This is a genomic window from Gemmatimonadota bacterium, assembly GCA_041390105.1.
GTDB lineage: Bacteria > Gemmatimonadota > Gemmatimonadetes > Longimicrobiales > Gaopeijiaceae > JAGQIF01.
Genome location: JAWKQO010000001.1, coordinates 1,350,806 through 1,373,839 on the forward strand (window position 1 = coordinate 1,350,806; position 23,034 = coordinate 1,373,839).

Sequence of the window (23,034 nt, forward strand, 5' to 3'; positions counted from 1 at the left end):
AACCGAGGCCCCACCCTTGTTCCCCGAGGGTGGGGCCTCGTAGTCTGGAGCCTCGACTCCCTTCGCCCTTGGGCGGAGGGAACTCCACACTCCCTGGTGGGACCTCCCCACTCCCTGGCGTTGGGTGTGCGCACCCACCCGGATTCCGCCTTTGATCGACATCCGCAACTACATCGGCGGTCGCCTGCAGGGGCCACGTACCAATACCTGGCTCGACTGCATCGAGCCCGCCACCGGCGCCGTCTACGCACGCGTTCCCGCCTCTGGCGCGCAGGATATCGACGAGGCCGTGGCCGCCGCCGCAGCCGCCTTCCCGGGCTGGTCGTCCACGCCCGCTGCAGAGCGCAGCCAGGTCCTGCTGCGCGTCGCGGCCGGCATCGAAGAACGCCTGGACGCACTGGCGCGTGCAGAGTCCCTGGACACCGGAAAGCCGCTCGCCACCGCACGTACCATCGACATCCCACGCGCGGTCGCCAACTTCCGCTTCTTCGCCACCGCCATCCTGCATACGGCGTCGGAGGCGCACCTCACCGACCACGCCGCCCTCAACTACACGCTGCGCCGGCCTCGAGGGGTCGCGGGCTTGATCTCTCCCTGGAACCTCCCGCTCTACCTGCTGAGTTGGAAGATCGCTCCCGCATTGGCCACCGGGAACACGGCCGTGGCCAAGCCGTCGGAAGTTACACCGATGACCGCGTTCCTCCTCGCCGAGATCTGCGAGCAGGCCGGTCTGCCCGCCGGCGTGTTGAATCTCGTCCAGGGCCGTGGCCCCGAGGCAGGCGCGGCCTTGGTCGCACATCCTGACGTGCAGACGCTCTCGTTCACCGGCAGCACTCGGGCCGGTCGCGAGATCGCGGGCGTCGCGAGCCCGCGCTTCAAGAAGGTCGCGCTGGAAATGGGGGGCAAGAATCCCAACCTGGTGTTCGCGGACGCAGACCTGGAGGGCGCTCTGGACGGCACGGTGCGGGCCGCGTTCACCAACCAAGGGCAGATCTGTCTGTGCGGTTCACGCGTGCTGGTGGAGGCACCGATCTTCGAGGAGTTCGTCGCGCGCCTGGTCCAGCGCGCCCGGGCCCTGCGGATCGGTGACCCTTTGGACGAGCAGACCGAACAGGGAGCGCTGGTGAGCGCAGACCATCGCGCCAAGGTGGAGTCGTACGTGGCGCTCGCCCGCGAGGAAGGAGGCACCATCCGGGCTGGAGGCCGCCGGCCCACCGGCCTCCCCACGCGCTGTCGTCAGGGCTACTACTTCGAGCCCACCGTGATCACCGGACTCTCCATGGGCTGCCGCACCAATCAGGAGGAGATCTTCGGCCCGGTGGTGACCGTGATGCCGTTCGAGACCGAGGACAAGGCAGTGGCGCTGGCCAACCAGAGCGAGTACGGACTCTCCGCCACCGTCTGGACCGAGAACCTCAGGCGTGCGCACCGAGTGGCCGAGCGGATCGATTGCGGAACGGTATGGATCAACTGCTGGCTGCTGCGCGATCTGCGCGTCCCCTTCGGTGGGATGAAATCCAGTGGTGTGGAGCGAGAAGGCGGCGAAGAAGCACTCCGCTTCTTCACGGAACCCAAGAACGTGTGTGTGAAGCTGTGAGCGGACCTGTCTCCGACATCATCGTGAGCGAGCGTGCACCGGAGCCGGTGGGCCCCTATCCCCATGCGCGTCGGGTGGGGTCGCTGCTGTTCGTATCCGGCATGGGCCCCCGCCGCCGGGGGGAGCGTCAGATTCCTGGCATCACGTTCGCCGAGGACGGCAGCGTGCTGGACTGGGACATCCAAACGGAGGCGCGCGCGGTGTTCGACAACCTGCGCGTGATCCTGGAAGACGCCGGCTCCAGCCTGGAACGTATCGTAGACGTGACGGTCTTCCTCACGGACATCGGTCGGGACTTCCAGGCCTTCAACCAGGTCTACGGCGAGCTTCTGGGCCACGTGCAGCCGAGCCGCACCACTGTCGAGGTGGGGCGGCTCCCCACGCCCATCCACGTGGAGCTCAAGGTCATCGCCACGGTGGGTTGAGCCTACGCTGCGACGGAGCAACGATGTCGAAGAAGACCTTCGGATCCTTCCTGCTCGCCCTCGGGATCGCCGCGATCGTCATCGGCCTCGCCATCTGGCTCGGCGCCTTCCGCTGGTTCGGGCACCTGCCGGGGGACATCCACGCGGTGCAGGACGGCGTGCAGATCTACATCCCGTTCACGTCGCTGGTGGTGGTGGCGATCCTGCTCAGTGTTGTCGTCCAGCTCCTGCAGCGCTGGCTGCGCTGAACGCGGGGTATGCACCCGAGCAGGACGCACACGGTGCCTGTCCGTGCGCCGGACGGCGGTCCGAGGGCCCCAGAGGATGGCGTGAGCCGCCCGCCGCAGCCTAGCGAAGCAGCAGGTGATGCGGCGTCGCGGACGCGGGGCTGAACGGCACCCAGTGGGCCGCTGCCATGCGGGTCTCGTCGTCGGAGATATCCACCATGAGCGTGATGAAGCTTCGACGAAGCGTGAGCCCCAGGAGCCGACGTGAGCCTTGGACGGTGTGCTGTACCGGGTCCTTGATCGGCAGGAAGGCCGGCGTTTGGGTCCCTCCCTCGAGGGGATCGTGGCAATAGCCTGTGATGAGGTGGCCCCGCTCCGTTCGGATCAGGTGCCGGAGCAGAGGCCGCCGCAGGCTCGCCAACCCGAACGGGTTCTCGAGGCGGAAGTCAAAGGCCAGCTCGATCGTGGACGGGTCGATCAGCACCGGCTTCGGGACGCGACCTGCCCTCAAGGCCTTCAAGAATCCGGGGATCGTTTCGCGGGCCCGCGGCAACAGGATGGGGATCCATCCCGGTGGCGCCAGCGAGGGTCGCCCTCCGCGTCCCTTGACCGCCGGCGCGCTGAGGAAGGACGCCAGGGGTTCCCGTGAGTGCACCACCCCAGGGAAGTCGTGCATGCGGAAGGGCACCGCGCCCAGGATGGGCGACGGATGACCCGCCAGCCGCAGGCCGATGACCTCCCAGAAGAGATCCCCGTCCCGGTGACCCAGATAGACCGCCTCGGGATCCGTGACGGTGAGATGCCCCGTCTCGACCCGCTGCAGGTGTTCGCGAATGTGCTCCAGGTGGGGCGGATTGGCGCGCTCCCGCGTGGGGGCACCCGAGGCTCCGGTCACTGTCGGTTTGGCCGTCTGCGCGAGGGTCACGTAGGAGTTTGCCGTTTCGCAGTCGTGGGTCCGTTGACGGAAGTCCGACTCTCGTCAACGGCGGGGGGACCGGGGTCGAGCGAGTCGGCGGCCGCTGGGCTGCAAGCTCCGTTCCTTACCGAGAAACATCTGACGCGACCCCGCGATGGCCCCACCGTCGCGGGACCGACCGCATCCAGCGCCCGGCCCCTCCCCCGCTTCGTGTGGAACCGATGTTCCCATGCCCGGCACGGACGTCCCAGGCACTCTGCCAGGGCGGCGCCCTCCGTCCGGGTGTTTCGCCAGCGTGGGGCCGACCGGTCGCAGCCCCGAGCCACACGCCCGGCTACGGTGCCAGGGGACGGTGCCAGGGGACCGGGGCGGACCTGAATGCGCGAGCGACCCGGACCGCCTGAGGGGCAGCTCGCGGCCCCCCCTCAATCCACCCGCAGCACCAGCCCCTTCAGGTAGCTCGCTTCCGGAAAGGAGAGGAGCGTGGGGTGGTCCTCGCCCTGGAACAGGCGGTCGACGATGCGGGCCTCTCGGCCGGCATCGAGGGCGGCGTCGGCGACGATCTTCTGGAACAGTGCCGCATCCAGCAGCCCCGAGCAGGAGAAGGTGAGCAGGCGTCCCCCCGGATTGACGAGGCCCAGCGCCACGCGGTTGATGTCCTTGTATCCCCGCGTCCCTCCCGCCATCTGTGCCTTGGACTCGATGAACTTGGGAGGGTCCAGAATCACCAGGTCGAAGCGGCGCCCCTCGCCCACCAGGTCGCGCACCACCGAGAAGGCGTCGCCGCGCAGGAGCCCCTCGTCCGGCGCGGGTAGGCTGTTTTCCCGCAGGTTCTCCGCGGCGAGGCGGAGCGCGTCGGACGACGAATCGATCTGCGTGACCGACGCCGCGCCGCCCAGCCCCGCCACCACTCCAAACGCTCCCGTGTAGCAGAACACGTTCAACACGCTGGCGCCGCGGGCATGATCGCGCACCCACGCACGACTGGGACGCTGGTCCAGGTAGAAGCCCGTCTTGTGGCCGCTGCGCACATCCACGAGGAAGCGCGCCGGTCCCTCCTGGATCGTCACCGGTCCATGCGGGCTGGCGCCCGAGAGGGGGCCGACCCGGGAGGGCAGGCCCTCCTTCTCTCGCACACTCGCGTCCGAGCGCTCGTACAGAGCCGCCTGGGGAAACAACGCGTGGAGGCCTTCGATCCACGCGTCTCGCCACCGCTCCGCTCCGGCGGAGAGCAGCTGAAGCACCAGCAGAGATCCGTAGCGGTCCACGATGACGCCCGGAAGGCCGTCGGATTCTCCGAACACCAACCGGCACCCGGTCGAAGGATGGGCCAACTCCCCTCCCCGACGCCCCACTGCCGCTGTCAGACGGGCCCGTAACCAGGCCGCGTCGATGGACTGCGACCGATCGAAAGACCACACCCGCGCCACGATTTGCGAGGCGGGGGAATAGGCCGCCCAGGCCAGCCAGCGTCCGTCGTGGGCGCGGACCTCGAGCGTGTCGCCTGCCTGGGGGTCTCCGCTCACGGAGCGGACCGCACCCTTGAAGATCCAGGGATGACGGCGCAGCAGCGACTTCTCGCGGCCCGGTGAGAGCGTCAGGCGGGGGAGCGTGGACGCCATGGTCCCTCTGGAAGGCTCAGAGCGAGCGCAGGATGGCTCGCACCGGACTGGCGTCGAATCCAACCAGGCGCAGCGGTACGGCGATCAGCTCATACTCTCCCGGCGGTACCTGGGTCAGCACGAGCCCTTCCAGGATCCGCACGTCGCGCGCGTAGCAGCGCAGGTGACTGGGGAGGTCCTTGGAATCCGACGCGTCTACGCTGGGGGTATCCACGCCGACCAACCGCACCCCTGCGTCCGCGAGCCAGTCGATCAGCGACGGATCCAGCGGCGAGAAAGACGGCTCGAAGCGGCCGGGGTCCGGATAGGTGCCCGTGGCGAACAGCACCCGCGGATGGCGAGGGACCCGACGGACCTGCTCGGGACGGAGGGCCTCTCCAGGGTGCGCCTCCACAGCCATGACCTCGCAGGTTCCCACGAAGCGGTCGAGTGCCTCCTGATCGATGGTCAACCCGCCCGACGCGTAGTGGCTCTCGGCGTCCACGTGCGCACCCAGGTGCACGGTGGCACGCAGGGTCGAGAGCGTCAGCGCGTCCCCACGGACATGGTCGAGCAGCACCTCACGGGTGAGGGGCGTGTCCCCGGGGAAGACCGCCAACGAGGGCGTCAGCGGCGGCGAGATGTCGAAGATCCGTCTGGCCATCACACCTGTCCGCGAATCGCCCAAAGATCCGGAAAGACCGGCTGGAAAAGCGTCTGCCTCAGGAAAGTCACGCCCTGCGAGCCACCGGTCCCTGGCTTATCGCCGATGGTGCGCTCGACCATCTTCACGTGACGATACCGCCATTCCTGCAGGCCTTCGTCCACATCGGTCATGATCTCGAGGAGGATGCGCACGTCCGCTCGGGTCGCGTACAGCGTGAGCAGGCTGGCCTGCACGGCCGGATGCGGCGCGGTGGGCGCGCGCACGTCCTTGGCCTGGAGCTCCGGCGGGGGAGTGAACCCGAACCCTCGCAGGAAGTCGTAGAGCGCGTCCACGATCGAGGGCCCCTGCAGGCGCGCCTCCAAGCGAGCCAGCGCAGGCACGTTGCCCTGGTGGTAGCGGAGCATCTCGGGCCGCTTGTGTCCCAGCAGGAACTCGAGCTCACGGAACTGGGGCGACTGGAAACCGGAAGCCGTCTCCAGGCGATGCCGGAAGCTGTTGAAGGAGAGCGGCGAGAGCGTCTCCAGAACGTCCAGCTGGGCCACCAGGGTCTTCATCACCATGCGGATGCGCTTGAACGTGGCGATGGCCTCGAAGAGCGCGCCGCGCGTGAGATCCGCGGAGGCCTTGTCGAACTCGTGGAGCAGCAGCTTGAACCAGAGCTCGTACACCTGGTGGATGATGATGAAGAGCATCTCGTCGTGCTCCGGAGGATCCGAAGCAGGATGCTGGAGGTCCAACAGGCGGTCCAATTCCAGGTAGGACGAGTAGGTGAGAGACATCGGTCAGCCGAGCAGGAGGGCGAGTCCCACGAGCACCACGAGGCCCAGCACGAAGGCGCCGGCCTTCACCCCACGGACTTGCCGCTCCCAGCGGGCCACCGCCGCAGCGTAGGGTGTCGAGGTGAACGTAACCAGTGTGTACATGGGCACGAACAGGGTCGGAACCAGGCGATGGACTGCCCGGCCTGCCGAGCGGAGCAAGAGGAATCCGCGAGAGGCCACCCGGTCTCGCATCACGCGATAGTTCTCGATGGCCAGGTCGGAGAGCGCATCCGCGTCCGCCTTGCGGTTCTGATAGAAGGCGCGGAAGCCCGCCCCGGGCGACGGCGCCGACCGCAGCGCCTCGGCCAGCAGCCGGCAATCCTCGAACGATGCGTTCATCCCCTGGCCATAGAAGGGCACCACGGCATGGGCCGCGTCTCCGATCAGCACCACGCGATCTCCCGCGTGCCAGGGTCCGCAGCGCACCGTGACCAACGACCCCACGGGGTTCTCGTGATACTGCTCCACCAGGTTGGGAAACAGGGGGAGCACATCCGCATAGTGGGTACGGAAGACCCCCAAGAGGTCGGCATCCTCCCGGACGGAGCCGAAGGAGATCTCTCCTTCGAACGGCCAGAACAGTGTGCAGGTGAAGCTGCAATCCTCATTGGGCAGGGCGATCATCATGAAGCCGCCCCGCGGCCAGATGTGCAGGGCATGGGGGTCCAACGCGAAGTCCCCCGCCGCCGTGGCCGGAAGCGTAAGCTCCTTGTAGCCGTGCGTCAGGTAGCTCTGCGAGTAGTCGAATCCGGCACTGCGCTGCAGTCGTGCCCGCACGGCCGAAAACGCGCCGTCCGCACCCACGATGAACGCGTATTCGGCCTCCTCTCCCGACTCGAGCTTCACCCGTCCACGTTCGGGGTCCACGTCCTCGACGCGGGCCTCGAAGCGCATCTGTACGCCGGAGGCCGCGGCGGCTTCGATCAAGCGGACATTGAGCCCACCGCGCGACACCGAGTGGATGACCTGGTCCTTCTCCGTACCGTAGGGCTGGAGGGTGAGGGCCCCGTCGGGCGCGTGCATCATGCGACCGCGCATGGCCACCGTATGCGCGAGGATCTCCTCATCGAGGCCGAGCTCGGCCAACGCCCGCAGACCGCGATGAGAGAGGGCCAGGTTGATGGATCGGCCCCCCTCGACGGCGCGTCGACGCGGATCGGGACGGCGCTCCAGGAGGTGAACCGCGTGCCCGTCCCGGGCCAGGAAGCAGGCCATCATGGCCCCCGCCAGACCGGCACCCACCACCGCGACCGGCTTCCCCTCGGTCATGGCCGCACCCACTCTGCCAGGGCCGCGGCCAGGCGCCAGGCATCATGGAAGGTGTTGTACAGCGGCGTGGGGGCCGCCCTCAGCACATCGGGCTCACGGGCATCACACACGATGCCCCGCGCCACCAACCACGCCTCCAGGGCTTTTGCGTCGGTCCCCTCGATCCGAATCGAGAGCTGGCACCCGCGCCGCTCCGGCTCCCTGGGCGTGAGCACCTGGATCCGGTCTCCAGGAATCCCGTCGATCAGCGACTCCAAGTATCCGGTCAACAGCTCCGACTTGGCGCGCAGCGCGTGCATGCCGGCTTCCTCGAACAGGGCCAAGGACGACCGCAGTGGAGCCAGAGCCAGGATCGGTGGATTGGAGAGTTGCCAGCCTTCCGCACCGGCCACCGGCACGAAGTTGGGAGCCAGCTGCAATTGGAAGCGGGTCTGGGGATCGTAGCCCCACCAGCCGCCGAAGCGCGGCAGGGAGCGATCCACCCCGTGACGCTCGTGCACGAAGCACCCCGCGACGGCCCCCGGTCCCGCATTCAGGTACTTGTAGGTGCACCAGGCAGCGAAATCGACGTTCCAATCATGCAGTCGCAGAGGGACGTTCCCCGCGGCGTGCGCGAGATCGAAGCCGACCCGAGCGCCCACGGCATGCGCTGCGCGCGTGATGCGCTCGAGGTCCAGGCGCTGACCGGTCAGGAAGTTCACGCCACCCAGCAGCACCAGCGCCAGCGTCGGTCCGGCGTCCGCGATGGCGCGCTCGATGTCGGCCTCCTCCAGGAGCGCAGTCCCAGGCCGGGTCGGCAGCGCGATCAGTCCCTCGGCCGGATCGACGCCATGGACGCGCAACTGGGTCTCCACGGCGTAGCGATCGGAGGAGAACGCCGGCTCCTCGATCAAGATCCGCCGCCGCTCCCCCTGGGGGCGGTAGAACGTAACCATCATGAGGTGGAGATTGACGGTCAAACCGTTCATCATCACGACTTCGCCGGGGAGCGCACCCACCAACCGGGCAGCGGCGTCGCGAAACTGCCGATGGTAGGGAAACCACGGATGCCGCCCTTCCAGGTGGGCGCGCACGGCCAGCAGCCGCCAGTCCTCCAGCTCGGCCTGCACGTCGGCCTCGACGTCCTTCGGTTGCAGGCCGAGGGAGTTCCCGCACAGATAGGCAACCGGCGCTCCGTCCGCGTGTCGTGGCACGTGGAAGCGCGAGCGGAACCCACGGAGCGGATCGGAGGCGTCGAGCATCCGCGCCTTCTCCTCCTCGGCGCCCCCCGGAAGCCAGAAGTCGGGGCCAGGCCGCGCAACGCTGCCGCCGGACCCCGTCATCCGCTGAAGCGCTCCAGAGGCAGCCCGAGGAACTCGAGCGCGTTGTGCGTCAGCAGGCGCGCGCGCACCTCCGCATCCAGCTCCGGCATGTCTTCGATCATGCGCCCCGGATGATGCTCGCCCAGAGGAAAGGGATAGTCCGAGCCCAACGCGATCCGATCCCGGCCGAGCAGCTCGAGCAACAGCCGCAGCTGGCCCGGATCGTGGACCAGCGAGTCCACCCAGAATCGCCCGAGCCACTCGGTCGGCGGGACCTGCGTGTGGGTGGCGCAGAGATCCGGTCGGACCTGGAAACCGTGCTCGATCCGCCCCACCGTGCCGGGGAATGAGCCCCCTCCGTGTGCGAAGCCGATGCGCAGCCTGGGGAACCGTTCCAGAAGTCCCCCGAACAGCACGGAACAGATGGCGATCGTGGTCTCCGTGGGCATCCCCACCAGCCAGCGCATCCAATACCGACGCATGCGATCGGGGGCGAGCATGTCCCACGGATGCACGAACACCGCCGCGCCCAATTCCTCGGCCGCCTCGAAGAACGGAAGGAGGGCCGGTTCGTCCAGGTTCCAGTCGTTGACGTGACTCCCGATCTGTACGCCCGGGAAGCCCAGCTCACGCACGCAGCGCTCCAGCTCCAGCACCGCCAGCTCCGGGGCCTGCATGGGCAGCGTCCCCAGCGCCGCGAATCGGCGTGGATTGTCGGCCACCACGCCGGCGAGATGGTCATTGAGGAGTTGGGACAGGTCCAGCGTGTCGGCCGGCTTGGCCCAATAGGAGAACATCACCGGCACAGTGGAGAGGATCTGCACGCCGACGCCGTCCCGGTCGCACTCGCCGAGCCGCACCGCGGGATCCCAGGTGTTGTGACCGATTTCCCGGAACCTGTGCTCTCCGATCATCATGCAGGCACACCCCGGCCCCGTGTGCTCCAGCCGAACGAAGCCCTGGTACCCGTAGCGCGCGCTCAGATCCGGCCAGCGCTCCGGCAGGATATGCGTATGCAGATCGATCTTGGGTGACGTCAGAAGACCGGCTCCGTGGGTAGCTCCTTGACGGTGCCGCAGGCCTTGCAGGTGCGGAGCTCCTCGGACGCGTAGAAGGCCTCCATCCGTGGCTTGATCTCCTCATCCAGCTGGGTGAGGTACCACTCCACATCGTAGATCAACTCCCCGCAGTGGTCGCAGTACCAGACGAAGTGGTCGCTGACGCCCTCCGGCCGCCAGTACTCGACGACCAGCCCGACGGTGTTGGCTTTGCGCACGGGCCGGTGCGGCACGTAGGGCGGGATCATGAACACGTCGCCTTCCCGCAGGGGCACGTCGAGGCGCTCCTTCGTGTCCGGGTCGATCAGCTTCAGGAGCATGTCTCCCTGCAGCTGGTGAAAGAACTCCTCGCTGGGCGTGATGTGGTAGTCGTTGCGGAGGTTGGGCCCCGCGATGAGCATGACCATCATCTTGGAGTCCTTCCAGATGACCTTGTTTCCGACCGGGGGTTTCATCTCCTCCCGGTGCGCGTTGATCCATTCGTTCAGGTTGAACGCGTTGCCGAGCTTCGACATGGCCTGTCCAGGGAGTGGGCGTCGGGAACGGTGCGGTTTCGCGGGATTGTACCGGATGGCGAATCCGAGCGTCAACCGACGGGGATGCGCCGATGCGGCAGGGGGCGGGGCCCGGTCTGGTTTCTGCTGAGAAGCGTCGCGCTCGCGTCCCGACCCACCGCTTCCGCCCGTCGCGCCATGATCCGATTCCGAACGCTTGCCGTCCTCCTCGTCAGCGTGGCCCTTTCGGCATCCGGGCTGAGGGCCCAGACCCACGACCGTCAGAGCCTCTGGCTCGGTGTGGGCGTGGGTGGCTCCTCCACCCGCCTCACCTGTCAGGTCTGCGCCGCCGAGCGCTTCACCGGCCTGGCCGGCTACGCCCAACTGGGCACGACGCTCTCGGCCCAGACCCGGGTGGGCCTGGAGGCCAACGGCTGGTGGAAGGACGACCCCGACCTGAGCCAACTGGTGGGTTCCTTCGCGCTGGCGGCGTTCTTCTACCCCCAGACCCGCGGAGGGCTCTTCTTCAAGGCCGGCCCCTCCCTGCTCTACTACCGGGCCCGCGACGAGGATGACGACGAGGTCCATTCCCGGTCCTACGGAGTGATCTTCGGCCTGGGCTACGAGCTGCCCACCGGGGGCCGCTGGGTGTTGTCCCCGGGCCTGACGGTCCACGCCAGCTCCTTCGGACGATTGGAGTCGGACCAGGATGGGATCGTCTCCCGGGACGTCAATCTGAGTCTGATCCAGCTCACCATCGGTGTGACCAGCCGCTGATCCGGGCGGCGTCGAGGCACGCACGCAACAGGCGGGCGTGTCGCGATTCGGCCCATCGCCCCGTCGATTCGAGACAAGGAACGCCTGACCAGCCGGGAAGAAGTTGCCCGAAACGCGGGGGGTTCGAGCACCGCGCGCCCCTTGCGCCGCTCGTCGAGGCAGTAAGGCCACCGGGTCTGGAAATTGCGTAGTCCCGCCGGGTGTTTCTCACGTCCAACAGCCGTTCTGGTTTGCGCGCAACACGACCTCCACTCCGGAATGCCGGGCTCCTGGCGCTACTCTGCGGCGTCCTGGTCTCGAGCTGTGATTCGGGGGGCGGCGGGCCTGTCTCGCCTCCGAACCCCCCGCCGACCCCGGTGTCGGCAGAATCGCTCCGTGAGGCGGTCCAACCGATCCTCACGAGGTCCTGTGCTTTCTCTTCCTGCCATGCGGGCTCCGCGCCCCAGGCCGGGATGGACCTGAGTGCCGGTCGCACGCACGCCAGCACGGTCAACGTCCGCTCGACGCAGGTCAGTCGCCTGTTCCGGGTAGACCCGGCCCGTCCGGACTCGAGCTATGTCCTGCTCAAGCTCCGCGGGATGGCGGGTGCGGTCGGGGGCGTGGGAACACAAATGCCGCTGGGGGGCGCATTGACTCAAGCGCAGATCGACACGGTCCGCATCTGGATCGCGGCGGGTGCGCAGAACAACGAGTGAGCGAGGAACGTCTCATGCTTCAACCCACCTCGTCGACCCTCCATCGCATCGCCTTCGCGGTGCTGGCGGTTCCGGTCCTGCTGCTGGCCTGTGACAGCAATGGGCTCATGGGCCCGGACGACGCGCCTGCCGGCCTCAGCCGGGCGTATTCCACCTGGCAACCCGGGACCACCGATACCTGTACCACCGAGATCCACGACCGCTACGCCGTCGTTGGTTCCGATGGCAAGCTCTACCCCACCTGGCATCCTCCGGTCGACCCCGAGACGGGGTGCACCTTCGGCCACGAGCACGGCCGCGATCCGAGGGGCTCGGACCTGTTCGACAAAGTCGGCATGATCCCCTTCGGCCTCGCCAACGAGGCGATCGACTTCTTTGCCCCGCATCAGGGCTACAAGATCGAGTGGGAGAACAACGTCGAGATGCGGGCCCAGGGTGGCGTCGGTGGTCTTTTCCGCATCGAGTGTGACGTGATGTTCGAGCTGCACCAAGGCACCGACGGTGCAGGCCGGTTCATCCAACCCAAGCACGAGATGGGGTATTTCGTCGAGTGCAGCGACGGCACGGCGGCTCGCTTCCAGATCGTGACCACCATCGGACACGAGGGCGAATACGTTCGCTCCTGTGACGGCCAACACGTCACGGCCCGGGTCGTCGAGAACGGTCTCCAGGGCGGTGGGCAGCGTGTCATTCCGGACATCACCTGCCTCGAGCGTGAGTTGCTGGTGCCCGAGGGCCAACGCTCCAACTTCGGCGTGTTACGGGAAAGCTGGCAGTTCTCACAGAGCCTCCGCACCTCCGCCGGACAGAGCATCGTCTCCATCGGACCCTACTTCCAGGTCCACAACCCGAGCCGCGTCTTCGATCCCAACGCGGCCAACCTGCTGGCCAACGTGGTGGACTACTGTTTCGTGGAGCGTACGGACGGCCTCAAGGCCCGAGGCTCGCTCTGTGAGCAGTCTGCCGCCGGCACCTCCTGGGACAACCCCACCTCCGCCTTCGACGGAGCGCACCGGCACGTGGACATCAACTCGATCCACGTCCGCAACCAAGGCGGTTCTGAAGTCTGGTACACGGACGGATTCGGTCGGAATGGTAGCCCTACGCCGTTCCCGGGCTCGATCCGTCAGTTCGTGGCATCGACCGACAACGGCGCACTGACCCCCAATGGCCCCGCCATCGGAGCCAACCGCCCCTATGGAGGCCAAGGTGTCCATGCGCCCAATTGACCCCCGATCCCAGCGGTGAGACGCGGCTCGCGCGAGGGCGCGTCCCACCGCTACACGTGGACTCCCCGATGAACGGTAAGGGAGACTGAATGAAGCGCTTGTTGGTTCTTTCGGTGGCTGTGTTGCTTGCGGCCTGCGGCGACCTGACGACGCCGGCGGATTCGCCGGTCGACCAGGCGCCGGTGCTTTCTGGAACGGCTCTGCTGGATCAGCTCGGTCCGGTTGGACCCGACGTCATCCCCAACCGCTACATCGTGGTGCTCAGGAACACGGGCGGGGACGTGGTGCGTCAGGCCAACGACCTGGTGGCGCAGAGCGGTGGCGATCTGGTCTACGTCTACGAGAGCGCGCTGCGTGGCTTCGCCATCGAAGCGGACTTCGATCAGCTCGTGACCATCGCCGGCTCCGGCGACATCGCCTACATCGAGCGCGACCGCACCATGGAGCTCGTCGGCTCCCAGTCGGGCGCTTGGTGGGGGCTGGATCGCATCGATCAGCGCGCCCTCCCGGTCGACGGAACCTACACCTGGGGACCGGACGGCACGGGCGTGAACGTCTATGTGCTCGACACCGGTATCCGTACCACCCACGTCGACTTCGGCGGCCGCGCCTCCGGCGGCTTCACCGCCATCAACGACGGAAACGGCACCAATGACTGCAATGGCCATGGCACCCACGTCGCCAGCACGGCGGTAGGCAGCACCTGGGGCGTGGCCAAGAACGCCAACGCCGTGGCCGTCCGCGTGTTGGGTTGCAACGGCAGCGGCTCCACGTCCGGCGTCATCGCCGGGATCGACTGGGTGCGGGCCAACCACGTCAAGCCGGCGGTGGCCAACATGAGCCTCGGTGGCGGCGCTTCCACGGCGCTCGACCAGGCGGTCACCAACGCCGTGAACGCGGGCGTTACCTTCGCGGTTGCGGCCGGCAACTCGAACACGAGCGCGTGCACGCAGTCGCCCGCCCGTGCGGCCGCGGCTCTGACCATCGGAGCCACGACCTCCACGGACGCGCGCGCCAGCTTCTCCAACTACGGGACTTGCGTCGACTTCTTCGCCCCCGGGGCGAGCATCCGCGCCGCGTACTACACCTCCAACACGGCCACTGCTACGCTGTCAGGAACCTCCATGGCGTCGCCGCACTCGGCGGGTGCGGCCGCGTTGTATCTCTCGGCCAATCCCAGCGCGACGCCTGCCCAGGTCGAACAGGCCCTGGAGTCCAACGCGACCAGCGGCGTGGTGACGAACCCGGGCAGCGGGTCGCCGAACTTGCTTCTGTACACAGGCTTCATGAGCGGGTCGCCGCCGCCTCCGCCACCGCCCCCGCCGACGAACCAGGCGCCCGTAGCGGACCTCACCATCAACTGCAACGGACTGGTCTGCACGTTCGATGGAACCGGTTCGACCGACGACAATGGCATCGTCAGCTGGATCTACAAGTTCCACGACGGGACCACCTGGGCCCAGGGGACGGGCCATCCGCAGGCCATTCAGCACACCTATGCGCAGGGTGGCAGCTACTACCCGCGTTTGGAGGTCTACGACGCCCAGGGCCTCAAGGACGCCATCAACGTCCGGATCAACGTGACGGCGACGCAGCCGCCCCCGCCGCCACCACCGCCGCCGACGAACCAGGCGCCCGTGGCCCAGATGACCATCTCGTGCAACGGTTTGACCTGCACGTATGACGGGACGGGCTCGTCCGACGACAACGGCATCGTGCGCTGGGTCTTCAAGTGGCACGACGGAACGACCTGGGGCCAGGGCACCGGGCATCCGCCCGTGATCCAACACACGTACGCACAGGCGGGCAACTACAACCCGCGTCTCGAGGTTTACGACGCTGCGGGCTTGAGTGACGCCATCAACGTGCGGATCGTGGTCACCAATGCGTCGGGGTCGCAGTAGTACCGACCGAAGGGCACTACATCGTTAGGGCCCGGTTCAGCGAGCCCCCCGGAGATGCTCCGGGGGGTTTTCGCTTTCCGGGTTACAGGGCGGCGAAGCGTGAAAGCATGACTTCCACGGGTCGATCAGTACAGGGAGCACTCCAGATCGGAGGGCGGGGCGGGGTCGGCCGCCACCCGCAGCGCAAACGGGCCAGACGCGCTCGACAGGATGCTGGAGGCAACCACGCGGTACTCGCCGTCCTCCGGAAACGTGAGGGTCAGTCGCGCGTTGCACCCACCTGCCCCGTCGTCGTCCACCGCCATGCTTTCCAGGCCGGGCCCGTTGGCGTAGAGGATCGCGTCGAATGCTTCGCTCTCCATATCGATGGTCAAGGTCATTCCGGCCGTTCCGAGGAGCCCCCAGGCCAGGGCGGGAGACCCATCGGGGAGCGTAAAACCGCCCTGCATGAGCTCGGCCTCGACCACATCGCCATCGACGAGCATGCGCCCGTCGGTGGGCACGTCTTCCACCTGCCAGCCCCACCCGTCACCCCCACCGGCAAACGAGCAGTCGTCGCCGTCCTGGCGCGGACCCGCTTCATTGGCGGCCTTCAGCGTGAACGTGCCGCCCTCACCCGAAATGGACGAAGCCACCACGAGGTAGGGACCATCCGCAGGAAGGACCACGTCCAACCGGGCACTGCATCCCTGCGCCCCGTCGTCGTCGGTGACGGCCTCGGCGAGACCGGGGCCCATCAGGTAGAGGTACGCGTCGAACTCCTCGCTGAGCAGCTCGAGCACGAGACCTTCGCCGGCCCTACCTTTGAGTTCCCACGCCTGCACATGCTGGCCACCGGGTAGCGCGTAGTCGTCCGCCCCCAGCGTCCCCGCCTGTTCGTAGCCCGCCGCCAGTGTGCGCCCCTCCGTGGGCAACAACATGAGGATCGAGCGCGACTCCTGCCCGGCCAAGCCCTGCCCTGCGAGCAAGGTCATTGCGAACGCCACCCATCCGGTCCTGCGTCTACGGGACATAGATCCTCGCCATCTCCGTGAAGTGCTCGACCTGCGTGTCTACCCAATGCGCATCCCGACCCAACGCGGTGGCCATCACCGCTGCCACGGTCGGAGCGGCCTCCACCGCCGCGCGCGCGTCCAATATGAGACTGCGACTCCGCCGCGCGAGTACGTCATCCACGGTGCGGGCCATCTCCTCGCGCACGAACCAGACGACCTCTCCAACGGTGAGCTCGAGTCGCTCGTGCACGGCCTGATCCCAGCCTGCCTGCGCCTCGATCACCGCCTCCACCTCCGGCGCATCCGACCCGTAGGACGCGAGGCGGCCGAAGCGCTCCGCGTGCGCGTGGTAGCCATGCAGCCGAAGCTCGCGCGTGACGCAGTCGCGGGGTTCCAGGCCGGCCAGGGGAACGGCGAAGTCCACGGCATCCTCCGCCATGCGGCGATAGGTGGTCCATTTCCCTCCGGCGATGGTCACCAAGCCACTCTCGGACACCTGGATGGAATGCTCGCGCGAGATCTTCGCGGTATCTCCGCTCTCCGCCACGCTCCCCACCAAGGGGCGGATCCCGGCGAACACAGAGAGCACGTCGGCGGGCGTGGGATCCTCCTCCAGATAGCGGGCGGCATGCTCGAGAATGAACGCCACCTCTTCAGGAAGCGGTCGAGGCTCCAGTTCCACCGACTCCAATGGCGTGTCGGTGGTCCCGATCAGGACACGATCCAGCCAAGGGATGGCGAAGAGAACGCGCCCGTCGTCCGTGTGCGGGACCATGATCGCCGAGTCACCCGGCAGAAAGCGCTTGGGCAGCACCACATGCACGCCCTGACTGGGGCGCACGATGGGCAGCGCGGCGGGGTCGTCCAGGCGCCGCAGGCCGTCGGTGAAGGCCCCGGTGGCGTTGATCACGAGACGGCCCGCCACGGAATGGCGAGTGTCGGCTTCCAGGTCGTGCAGCACCACGCCGGCCAGGTAGCCCTGGCCATCCCGGGTCAGGCCCGTAACCTGCGCATAGTTCAGCAGGATGGCACCCTGCTCCGCCGCAGTCATGGCCAGGTGGATGAGGAGCCGGGCATCATCGAACTGTCCGTCGTGGTAGACCACGCCTCCACGAAGACCTTCGGTCTCGATGGTGGGCAACCGCTCGACCGTCTCTTCCTTGCTCAAGTTGCGCGAAGGCCCGAATCCGTAGCGACCGGCCAGGGCGTCGTAGACGCGCATGCCGACCCCGTAGAAGGGGGCTTCCCACCATTGGTAGTTCGGAACGACGAACGGAAGGTCGTGAACCAGATGGGGCGCGTTCTCGCGCAGCACGCCCCGCTCCCGCAGTGCCTCCATCACCAAAGGCAGGTTCCCCTGCTGGAGGTAGCGGACTCCGCCGTGGATCAGCTTGGTGCTGCGGCTGGAAGTACCCTTGCCGAAATCACTCTGCTCGACCAGGAGGGTATCGTACCCGCGCGAAGCGGCATCAACGGCGATCCCGATCCCCGTGGCGCCCCCGCCCACGATGATCAGGTCCCAGGGCTCGACACGCTCTTCGAGCCGTCTCCACATGTCGCCGCGATCCATCGGGGGCCGTCTCCGTTGGGGGGCTGCTTGCTCCGAGCGACCTCACGAAGCTAGCGTGGCCCGGCCCGCCGCCAACCCCCGGAGGCTCGCCTCCCCTCGGCACATGCCATAGCCCGCGGTTCGAGCGAATTGCCGTCATGGTCACGGAATCTCCGCCTTCCCTCCACGCGACTGCTCAGGTCTCAACGGCGGTGGCCCGCACCCCACAGCGCTCGGGCAAGATCGCGCTCCTGACCGAAGCGCTGCAGTCCGCCGGGGCACGGTGGCGACCGCTGGTGGCAGTCTACCTGTCCGGAACCCTCCCTCAGGGGCGGATCGGCATCGGACCCGCCACCCTGCGGGACGCGGCCCTCACGACGCCGGCCGCCGCCCCTTCGCTCACGCTCGCCGAGGTCGATACCGCGCTCTCGCACATCGCTGAGCAGTCCGGTCCCGGATCCGCGAGCCGGCGGAGCGCGGCGCTCCGGCAGCTCCTCTCCCGCACGACCACGGACGAGCGGGACTTCCTGATTCCCCTCCTTCTGGGAGGCCTTCGCCAGGGCGCGCTCGAGGGGCTCATGGCTGAGGCGGTCGCGCAGGCGGAGAACCTCGGGCCGGCGGCGATCCGGCGCGCGCTGCTGCTGGCGGGGAGCCTGAGCGAGGTGGTCGAAGCGTCCACACGTGGTGCGGACGCGTTGGATGCCCTGACCGTCCAGCTCTTTCGTCCGCTCAAGCCCATGCTGGCAGCCCCCGCCTCTTCGCCCACCGACGCCCTCGAGCAGTTGGGAAGCGCAGCGTTCGAGTACAAGCTGGACGGGGCGCGCGTGCAGGTACACAAGTCGGGAGACGATGTGCGCGTCTATACGCGTGCCCTGAACGACGTGACGGACGCGGTGCCCGAAGTCGTGCAGCAGGTGCGGGCGCTTCCGTTCGGCTCCGGCATCCTCGACGGCGAGACGTTGGCCGAGGACGAACAGGGGCGTCCCCATCCGTTCCAGGTCACGATGAGCCGTTTCGGGAGCAGCGGCGAGCGCGAGGAGATCCGGGCTCGCTTGCCGCTCACCACCACCTTCTTCGATGTCCTCGCGCTGGACGGTCGAGCGCTGCTGGACGAACCCTACCGGGAACGCAGGGAGCACCTGCTGGGAGCCGTGGGGGAAGCCGCAGTGCCGGCTCGCATCTGCACGACGCCGGAGGACGCCAGCGCCACGCTGGACGAGGCCCGGCTGGCGGGGCACGAAGGCGTCATCGCCAAGGCCTTGGATGCCCCATACGAAGCGGGACGGCGGGGTAGCACATGGTTGAAGGTGAAACCGACCTACACCCTCGATCTCGTGGTCCTGGCCGCAGAATGGGGGCACGGCCGCCGCAGCGGGTGGTTGAGCAACCTGCACCTGGGCGCCCGGGGCCCGAGTGGATTCGTGATGCTGGGCAAGACCTTCAAGGGGCTGACCGACGAGATCCTGCGCTGGCAGACCGCCGCCCTGCTGGAGCTGGAGGTGCGGCGCACGCGGCGCACGGTCTATGTACAGCCCCGCCTGGTCGTGGAGATCGCGTTCGATGGCGTCCAGGAGAGCTCACGCTACCCGGGTGGGGTAACGCTCCGCTTCGCTCGCCTGCGCGGCTACCGGCTGGACAAGGGGCCAGAGGAGGCCGACACCGTCGACACCGTACGCGCTCTACGCCACCCTGGCCTGACCGGCTGAGCGGGAGTCCCGCACCCTACCAGCAGAGCCCGTCGTAGTCCGCCGTGCCCTCGAAGGGGATCCGCACCAGATCCACGATCACCTGGTCCGGTCGGGTGCGCGCCAAGGCTTCCTCGAACTCGCGGTTCTTGTGCGCCACCACGATCGTGTCCCCGTGCGCGACCACCTCGTCGATGTCATCACGCATCAGGGACCAGATATGCGGGATCTCGCCCTCGATGTACTCCTTGTTGGCCCCCATCACCTGCGCCTTGGAGACGTTCCGATCATAGATGGCCAGCTCCATGCCACGCCCGATCAGGTGCTCGATGAGGGTCACCATGGGTGACTCACGGAGATCGTCGGTCCCGGCCTTGAAGCTCATGCCCAGAATGCCGATCCGGCGGTTCCCTTTGGCCAGGATGCGCTCGGCCGCCAGTTGCACCTGGCGGTCGTTGGAGGGCAGGATCGAGTTCAAGACCGGTGTCTCGACATCGAGGTCCCGGGCCAGGAACTGCGCTCCCCGGATGTCCTTGGGGAGGCACGACCCTCCGAAGGCGAATCCCGGCTTCAGGTAGTAGGGCGAGAGATTGAGCTTGGTGTCCTGGCAGAAGATCTCCATGACCTGATGCGAGTCCACGCCGAGCTGCTTGGCCACGTTCCCGACCTCGTTGGCGAACGAGACCTTGAGGCCATGGAAGCAGTTGCAGATGTACTTGACCATCTCCGCCACCTTGATGTCGGTGCGGTAGAGCGGCGCTTCGATACCCGCGTAGAGAGCCGCCACCCGTTCCACGCCTTCAGCGCTGGTTCCACCGATCAGCGTAAAGGGTGGGTCGTAGAAGTCCTTGATCGAGGTCGACTCGCGAAGGAACTCCGGGTTCATGCAGACATGGATCTCCCCGTCGGCGACACGCTTGCCGGAGGAGCGCTCCAGGGCGGGTACCACCAGGTCCTCGACGGTGCCGGGAAGCACGGTGCTGCGGATGACGACGGTATGCGGCGCGGCCTTGTGGGCCAACACGGCGCCGATCTGTTCGCTGACCCGCTCGACATAGCGGAGGTCGAGGCTGCCGTTCTTGTTGGACGGCGTCCCCACGCAGATCAATGATACCTCGCTGCCTTCGATGGCCTCCGTCACGGAGTCCGTGGCCCGCAGGCGGCCGGCTCCCACCATGGCTCCGACGAGCTCGTCGATGCCCTCCTCGACGATCGGGGAGTGCCCACCGTTGATGATCCCCACCTTGGTGGGGTTCACATCCACCCCGATGACCTGGTGGCCCTCTTTGGCGAAGCAGGCCGCGGAGACGCACCCCACGTACCCCATTCCGAACACGCTGAGCCGCGTCGACATCCTGCTGGACCTTCCTCGTTCTGGCTGCGGGCTGGAGAATCGTAGCGCGTCCAGGCAATTTTGGTACCGCCACCGGGGCTGCCCTGGGGGCCCGTCCTACGGGCAGTTCGACTCGCTGCTGGGCTGGATCTGTTGAGGAATCGCAACGAACCGGGGCATCGGGCGACGTGAGTCGCCTCCAAAAGCTGGCCCGCATGGGCCCCTCCGAGGTCGCGGAGCGGGTGGGACAGGCCCTGGCGCTACGCCGGGACCGCACCCTGGGCTCTGCGCGAACGCGCTCTCCCTCCGGCCAGGCCTTCCTGGCTCGACACCTGGAGGGCAGCCCTCGCTCGGCCGCCCAACTGCTGGAGCGCTTCCAGGAGCGGCCGCCCCGGTTCTTCCCCGGTCTCGACGATCCGGCGGCGAGCGCGGCCGCCCTCGAGCGGGCGCGGCCCGGGTCGGGGGCCCGTGCGGTGGCCGAGGCCGAAGACGTCCTGGAGGGCCGGATCCGGCTCTTCGACCGGGTGTGGAGCTTCGACCCCGTGCCCGACTGGAGCTACGAGCCCCTCTCCGGATTGCGCTACCGGTCCGATCATTGGAGCAGGATCGACTACCTCGACCCGCGGGTGGGAGGCGAGTACAAGCTCGTCTGGGAACTGGCACGCCACCAACACTTCCTCACACTCGCCCGCGCGGCCGCGGTCAGCGGCGAGGAACGCTGGGCGGACGCCTGCCTGGAACACCTGGTCGACTGGATCGAGCGCAATCCCCCGGGCCGTGGCATCCACTGGGCCAGCAGTCTGGAGCTCGCCTTCCGCATCCAGTCCTGGTTGTGGGCGCTCCATGCCTTCCGCCACTCACCCGCGCTCACTCCCGACCGTTTCCTGACGGTGTTGCGCTCGATCGAGACGCACGGCCTGCACATCGACCGCTACTTCTCCACCTACTACAGCCCGAACACGCACCTGACCGGGGAAGCCTTGGCGCTCTACACCATCGGCGTCGCCCTCCCCGAGCTCCGACGCGCCGAGCGATGGAGAGCACGGGGTCGCAGCGTGCTGGAGGATTGGGCCGACACGCACATCCGCGAGGACGGCACCTATTTCGAGCAATCCACGGCCTACCAGCGCTATACGGTGGACTTCTATCACCAATGGGCCATCCTGGGCGCGCACTGCGATGGGCCTCCGCCAACGCGGGTGCTGGCCCGACTCGACGCGGCCGTAGACCATCTCGCCCGCATCACGCTCCCCAGTGGCTGCATTCCCCTCCTGGGCGACGACGACGGCGGGCGCACCTGGCCGCTGGATGAGCGACGACGCGCGGATGTCCGGCCTGCCCTGGCCACTGGCGCGGTGCGGGCCGGTCGCCCGGACTGGAAGGCAGTCGCCGGCGATGCCGTCGACGAGGTGGCGTGGCTTCTGGGTCCGGAGGGCCTGGACCGCTATGTGGCGCTCCCGTCCACAAAGGCTCGGGGCGGCGCGCATGCCTACCCGGACGGCGGGCTGTATCTGTCCACCTCCGATGGGCCCGACCATGCCGACTACGTGCTGATCGATTGCGGCCCGCACGGAGCCTTCAACTGCGGCCATGCCCACGCGGACCTGCTGTCGGTGGTGGTGGCGCTGACGGGGCATGAGGTGCTCGTCGATCCGGGCACGTTCACCTACTCCTCCCTGCCGGAACGCCGCGATCACTATCGCTCCGCCATCGCCCACAACACGGTGACCGTAGACGATCAGGGGCCGTCCACACCCGGCAGTGCCTTCCACTGGACGCGGATCGTCCATGGAACGGGGGCGCAGTGGCAGGCCTGGGAGGATGCCCGCGCCTTCCTGGGCGGACACCAGGGCTTCCCCGGCGGGGGTGGCCACCGCCGGGCCTTGGTGCACTTGCCTGGCGTCCTGGTGGCGTGGTCGGACACCATCACAGGAGCGCCGGACGCTGCACCTTCGGTGGCGCGGCTCCACCTCGCCGCCGGTGCGACTGCCGCGCTCACGGAGAATGGTGTGGAGGTCGCCGGTCGGGCCCGGATCTCCCTGCTGGGGCAGGCGGGATCCCCGTCACTGCTGGCCGACCGCGTCTCCCCCAGCTACCGGAGCGAGCTGGACGCGACGACGCTCGAGATCCCCATGGGCGCAGCGCCGCTCTTGACGGTGGTCACCCCGCCCGGCCCGGAGCCGCTGAGGCGGAGCGGCGCCTTCGAGCTCCCGCTCTCCGGCGGAGCGGGGAGCGTGATGGTGGCCGCCGGCCCCTGCGCACTCCCGGACCTCCAGGTGGAGAGCGATGGCGACCTCCTGTGCCTGCGCCTGCGGGACGGTACCCCCATCGAGATCCTGGCTGTGGGTGCCACCCGGCTCACCCACCGTGGCCGTAGCCTCCTGGCGACGGCCACGCCCGGGATCGCCCGTCTGCCGCTCTGAAACCTCCTGCCCAGGCGCGGCGTACCTCCTGAAGACGAAATTTTTTTTTGGTCATACCAGGAGGGGGC

General features: G+C 67.9%; 20 protein-coding genes. 9 read left to right on the forward strand and 11 right to left on the reverse strand.

Features of this window, described 5'->3' with window-relative positions; translation table 11 throughout:
* Positions 1 to 151: 151 nt before the first annotated feature.
* From R3E10_06060 to R3E10_06070, 3 genes are read left to right on the forward strand one after another with little or no spacing between them, the layout of a single operon-like run.
* Positions 152 to 1,597: an aldehyde dehydrogenase gene (locus tag R3E10_06060; GenBank protein MEZ4415299.1), complete on the forward strand. Its 1,446-nt coding sequence runs from the start codon at positions 152 to 154 to the stop codon at positions 1,595 to 1,597.
* On the forward strand, positions 1,594 to 2,022 hold the full coding sequence (locus R3E10_06065; protein MEZ4415300.1) for a Rid family hydrolase: 429 nt from the start codon (positions 1,594 to 1,596) through the stop codon (positions 2,020 to 2,022). Before R3E10_06060 ends, R3E10_06065 begins: the two co-directional genes overlap by 4 nt.
* Positions 2,023 to 2,045: 23 nt before the next feature.
* Positions 2,046 to 2,270, forward strand: coding sequence for a DUF2905 domain-containing protein (locus R3E10_06070; GenBank protein ID MEZ4415301.1), 225 nt, complete (start codon positions 2,046 to 2,048; stop codon positions 2,268 to 2,270).
* Positions 2,271 to 2,370: 100 nt separating this feature from the next.
* Here R3E10_06070 and R3E10_06075 read toward each other — a convergent pair whose 3' ends face one another.
* The 8 genes from R3E10_06075 to R3E10_06110 all read right to left on the reverse strand — a co-directional run bounded on the left by R3E10_06075 (position 2,371) and on the right by R3E10_06110 (position 10,397).
* The gene (locus R3E10_06075) at positions 2,371 to 3,174 is read right to left on the reverse strand and encodes a hypothetical protein (GenBank protein MEZ4415302.1); all 804 of its coding nucleotides are present in this window, start codon (positions 3,172 to 3,174) and stop codon (positions 2,371 to 2,373) included.
* A 416-nt stretch (positions 3,175 to 3,590) separates the two neighbouring features.
* Positions 3,591 to 4,787, reverse strand: a complete 1,197-nt coding sequence (locus R3E10_06080) for a class I SAM-dependent methyltransferase (protein MEZ4415303.1) — start codon at positions 4,785 to 4,787, stop codon at positions 3,591 to 3,593.
* Positions 4,788 to 4,803: 16 nt separating this feature from the next.
* Positions 4,804 to 5,430, reverse strand: coding sequence for a cyclase family protein (locus R3E10_06085; protein MEZ4415304.1), 627 nt, complete (start codon positions 5,428 to 5,430; stop codon positions 4,804 to 4,806).
* On the reverse strand, positions 5,430 to 6,212 hold the full coding sequence (locus R3E10_06090) for a tryptophan 2,3-dioxygenase family protein (protein ID MEZ4415305.1): 783 nt from the start codon (positions 6,210 to 6,212) through the stop codon (positions 5,430 to 5,432). The genes R3E10_06085 and R3E10_06090 overlap by 1 nt, the downstream gene beginning before the upstream one ends.
* Before the next feature lie 3 nt (positions 6,213 to 6,215).
* Positions 6,216 to 7,523 (reverse strand): NAD(P)/FAD-dependent oxidoreductase, encoded by a 1,308-nt coding sequence (locus R3E10_06095; GenBank protein MEZ4415306.1) that lies wholly within the window; start codon positions 7,521 to 7,523, stop codon positions 6,216 to 6,218.
* Positions 7,520 to 8,764 carry a kynureninase gene (kynU, locus tag R3E10_06100; protein MEZ4415307.1) on the reverse strand — a complete coding sequence of 415 codons (1,245 nt, stop codon included), beginning with the start codon at positions 8,762 to 8,764 and terminating at the stop codon, positions 7,520 to 7,522. The genes R3E10_06095 and kynU overlap by 4 nt, the downstream gene beginning before the upstream one ends.
* Before the next feature lie 77 nt (positions 8,765 to 8,841).
* Positions 8,842 to 9,864, reverse strand: coding sequence for an amidohydrolase family protein (locus tag R3E10_06105; protein MEZ4415308.1), 1,023 nt, complete (start codon positions 9,862 to 9,864; stop codon positions 8,842 to 8,844).
* Positions 9,861 to 10,397, reverse strand: a complete 537-nt coding sequence (locus R3E10_06110; protein MEZ4415309.1) for a 3-hydroxyanthranilate 3,4-dioxygenase — start codon at positions 10,395 to 10,397, stop codon at positions 9,861 to 9,863. The genes R3E10_06105 and R3E10_06110 overlap by 4 nt, the downstream gene beginning before the upstream one ends.
* Before the next feature lie 177 nt (positions 10,398 to 10,574).
* On the opposite strand from R3E10_06110, the gene R3E10_06115 reads away from it, so the two are divergent.
* From R3E10_06115 to R3E10_06130, 4 genes are all read left to right on the forward strand, one after another.
* Complete coding sequence (locus R3E10_06115; GenBank protein MEZ4415310.1) at positions 10,575 to 11,153, forward strand: hypothetical protein; 579 nt, start codon at positions 10,575 to 10,577, stop codon at positions 11,151 to 11,153.
* A gap of 452 nt (positions 11,154 to 11,605) precedes the next feature.
* Entirely contained in the window at positions 11,606 to 11,848 is a 243-nt protein-coding gene (locus R3E10_06120) for a hypothetical protein (protein ID MEZ4415311.1), read from the forward strand.
* A 14-nt stretch (positions 11,849 to 11,862) separates the two neighbouring features.
* Positions 11,863 to 13,077 (forward strand): hypothetical protein, encoded by a 1,215-nt coding sequence (locus R3E10_06125; protein ID MEZ4415312.1) that lies wholly within the window; start codon positions 11,863 to 11,865, stop codon positions 13,075 to 13,077.
* An 89-nt stretch (positions 13,078 to 13,166) separates the two neighbouring features.
* Positions 13,167 to 14,981: a S8 family serine peptidase gene (locus R3E10_06130; GenBank protein ID MEZ4415313.1), complete on the forward strand. Its 1,815-nt coding sequence runs from the start codon at positions 13,167 to 13,169 to the stop codon at positions 14,979 to 14,981.
* Between the two features lie 125 nt (positions 14,982 to 15,106).
* Here the strand turns inward: R3E10_06130 and R3E10_06135 are convergent, their stop codons facing one another.
* Complete coding sequence (locus R3E10_06135) at positions 15,107 to 15,994, reverse strand: hypothetical protein (GenBank protein ID MEZ4415314.1); 888 nt, start codon at positions 15,992 to 15,994, stop codon at positions 15,107 to 15,109.
* Positions 15,984 to 17,531, reverse strand: a complete 1,548-nt coding sequence (locus R3E10_06140) for a glycerol-3-phosphate dehydrogenase/oxidase (GenBank protein ID MEZ4415315.1) — start codon at positions 17,529 to 17,531, stop codon at positions 15,984 to 15,986. The genes R3E10_06135 and R3E10_06140 overlap by 11 nt, the downstream gene beginning before the upstream one ends.
* A 152-nt stretch (positions 17,532 to 17,683) precedes the next feature.
* Here R3E10_06140 and R3E10_06145 point away from each other — a divergent pair, with 152 nt between their 5' ends.
* Positions 17,684 to 19,231 carry an ATP-dependent DNA ligase gene (locus tag R3E10_06145; protein MEZ4415316.1) on the forward strand — a complete coding sequence of 516 codons (1,548 nt, stop codon included), beginning with the start codon at positions 17,684 to 17,686 and terminating at the stop codon, positions 19,229 to 19,231.
* Between the two features lie 16 nt (positions 19,232 to 19,247).
* Here R3E10_06145 and R3E10_06150 read toward each other — a convergent pair whose 3' ends face one another.
* A complete protein-coding gene (locus R3E10_06150; GenBank protein ID MEZ4415317.1) occupies positions 19,248 to 20,564 on the reverse strand; it encodes a nucleotide sugar dehydrogenase in 1,317 nt (438 codons plus the stop codon).
* Positions 20,565 to 20,731: 167 nt separating this feature from the next.
* Between R3E10_06150 and R3E10_06155 the strand changes: the two genes are divergently transcribed.
* The gene (locus R3E10_06155; GenBank protein ID MEZ4415318.1) at positions 20,732 to 22,966 is read left to right on the forward strand and encodes an alginate lyase family protein; all 2,235 of its coding nucleotides are present in this window, start codon (positions 20,732 to 20,734) and stop codon (positions 22,964 to 22,966) included.
* Positions 22,967 to 23,034 lie beyond the last annotated feature (68 nt).

Excerpts from the sequence above, each read along its gene's own strand:
- R3E10_06145 (MEZ4415316.1), top strand. The coding sequence starts at position 17,684 with ATGGTCACGGAATCTCCGCCTTCCCTCCACGCGACTGCTCAGGTCTCA.
- R3E10_06140 (MEZ4415315.1), bottom strand. The coding sequence starts at position 17,531 with ATGTGGAGACGGCTCGAAGAGCGTGTCGAGCCCTGGGACCTGATCATC.
- R3E10_06125 (MEZ4415312.1), top strand. The coding sequence starts at position 11,863 with ATGCTTCAACCCACCTCGTCGACCCTCCATCGCATCGCCTTCGCGGTG.
- R3E10_06090 (MEZ4415305.1), bottom strand. The coding sequence starts at position 6,212 with ATGTCTCTCACCTACTCGTCCTACCTGGAATTGGACCGCCTGTTGGAC.
- R3E10_06150 (MEZ4415317.1), bottom strand. The coding sequence starts at position 20,564 with ATGTCGACGCGGCTCAGCGTGTTCGGAATGGGGTACGTGGGGTGCGTC.
- R3E10_06070 (MEZ4415301.1), top strand. The coding sequence starts at position 2,046 with ATGTCGAAGAAGACCTTCGGATCCTTCCTGCTCGCCCTCGGGATCGCC.
- R3E10_06110 (MEZ4415309.1), bottom strand. The coding sequence starts at position 10,397 with ATGTCGAAGCTCGGCAACGCGTTCAACCTGAACGAATGGATCAACGCG.
- R3E10_06095 (MEZ4415306.1), bottom strand. The coding sequence starts at position 7,523 with ATGACCGAGGGGAAGCCGGTCGCGGTGGTGGGTGCCGGTCTGGCGGGG.
- R3E10_06120 (MEZ4415311.1), top strand. The coding sequence starts at position 11,606 with ATGGACCTGAGTGCCGGTCGCACGCACGCCAGCACGGTCAACGTCCGC.
- R3E10_06115 (MEZ4415310.1), top strand. The coding sequence starts at position 10,575 with ATGATCCGATTCCGAACGCTTGCCGTCCTCCTCGTCAGCGTGGCCCTT.
- kynU (MEZ4415307.1), bottom strand. The coding sequence starts at position 8,764 with ATGCTCGACGCCTCCGATCCGCTCCGTGGGTTCCGCTCGCGCTTCCAC.
- R3E10_06085 (MEZ4415304.1), bottom strand. The coding sequence starts at position 5,430 with ATGGCCAGACGGATCTTCGACATCTCGCCGCCGCTGACGCCCTCGTTG.
- R3E10_06080 (MEZ4415303.1), bottom strand. The coding sequence starts at position 4,787 with ATGGCGTCCACGCTCCCCCGCCTGACGCTCTCACCGGGCCGCGAGAAG.
- R3E10_06135 (MEZ4415314.1), bottom strand. The coding sequence starts at position 15,994 with ATGTCCCGTAGACGCAGGACCGGATGGGTGGCGTTCGCAATGACCTTG.
- R3E10_06130 (MEZ4415313.1), top strand. The coding sequence starts at position 13,167 with ATGAAGCGCTTGTTGGTTCTTTCGGTGGCTGTGTTGCTTGCGGCCTGC.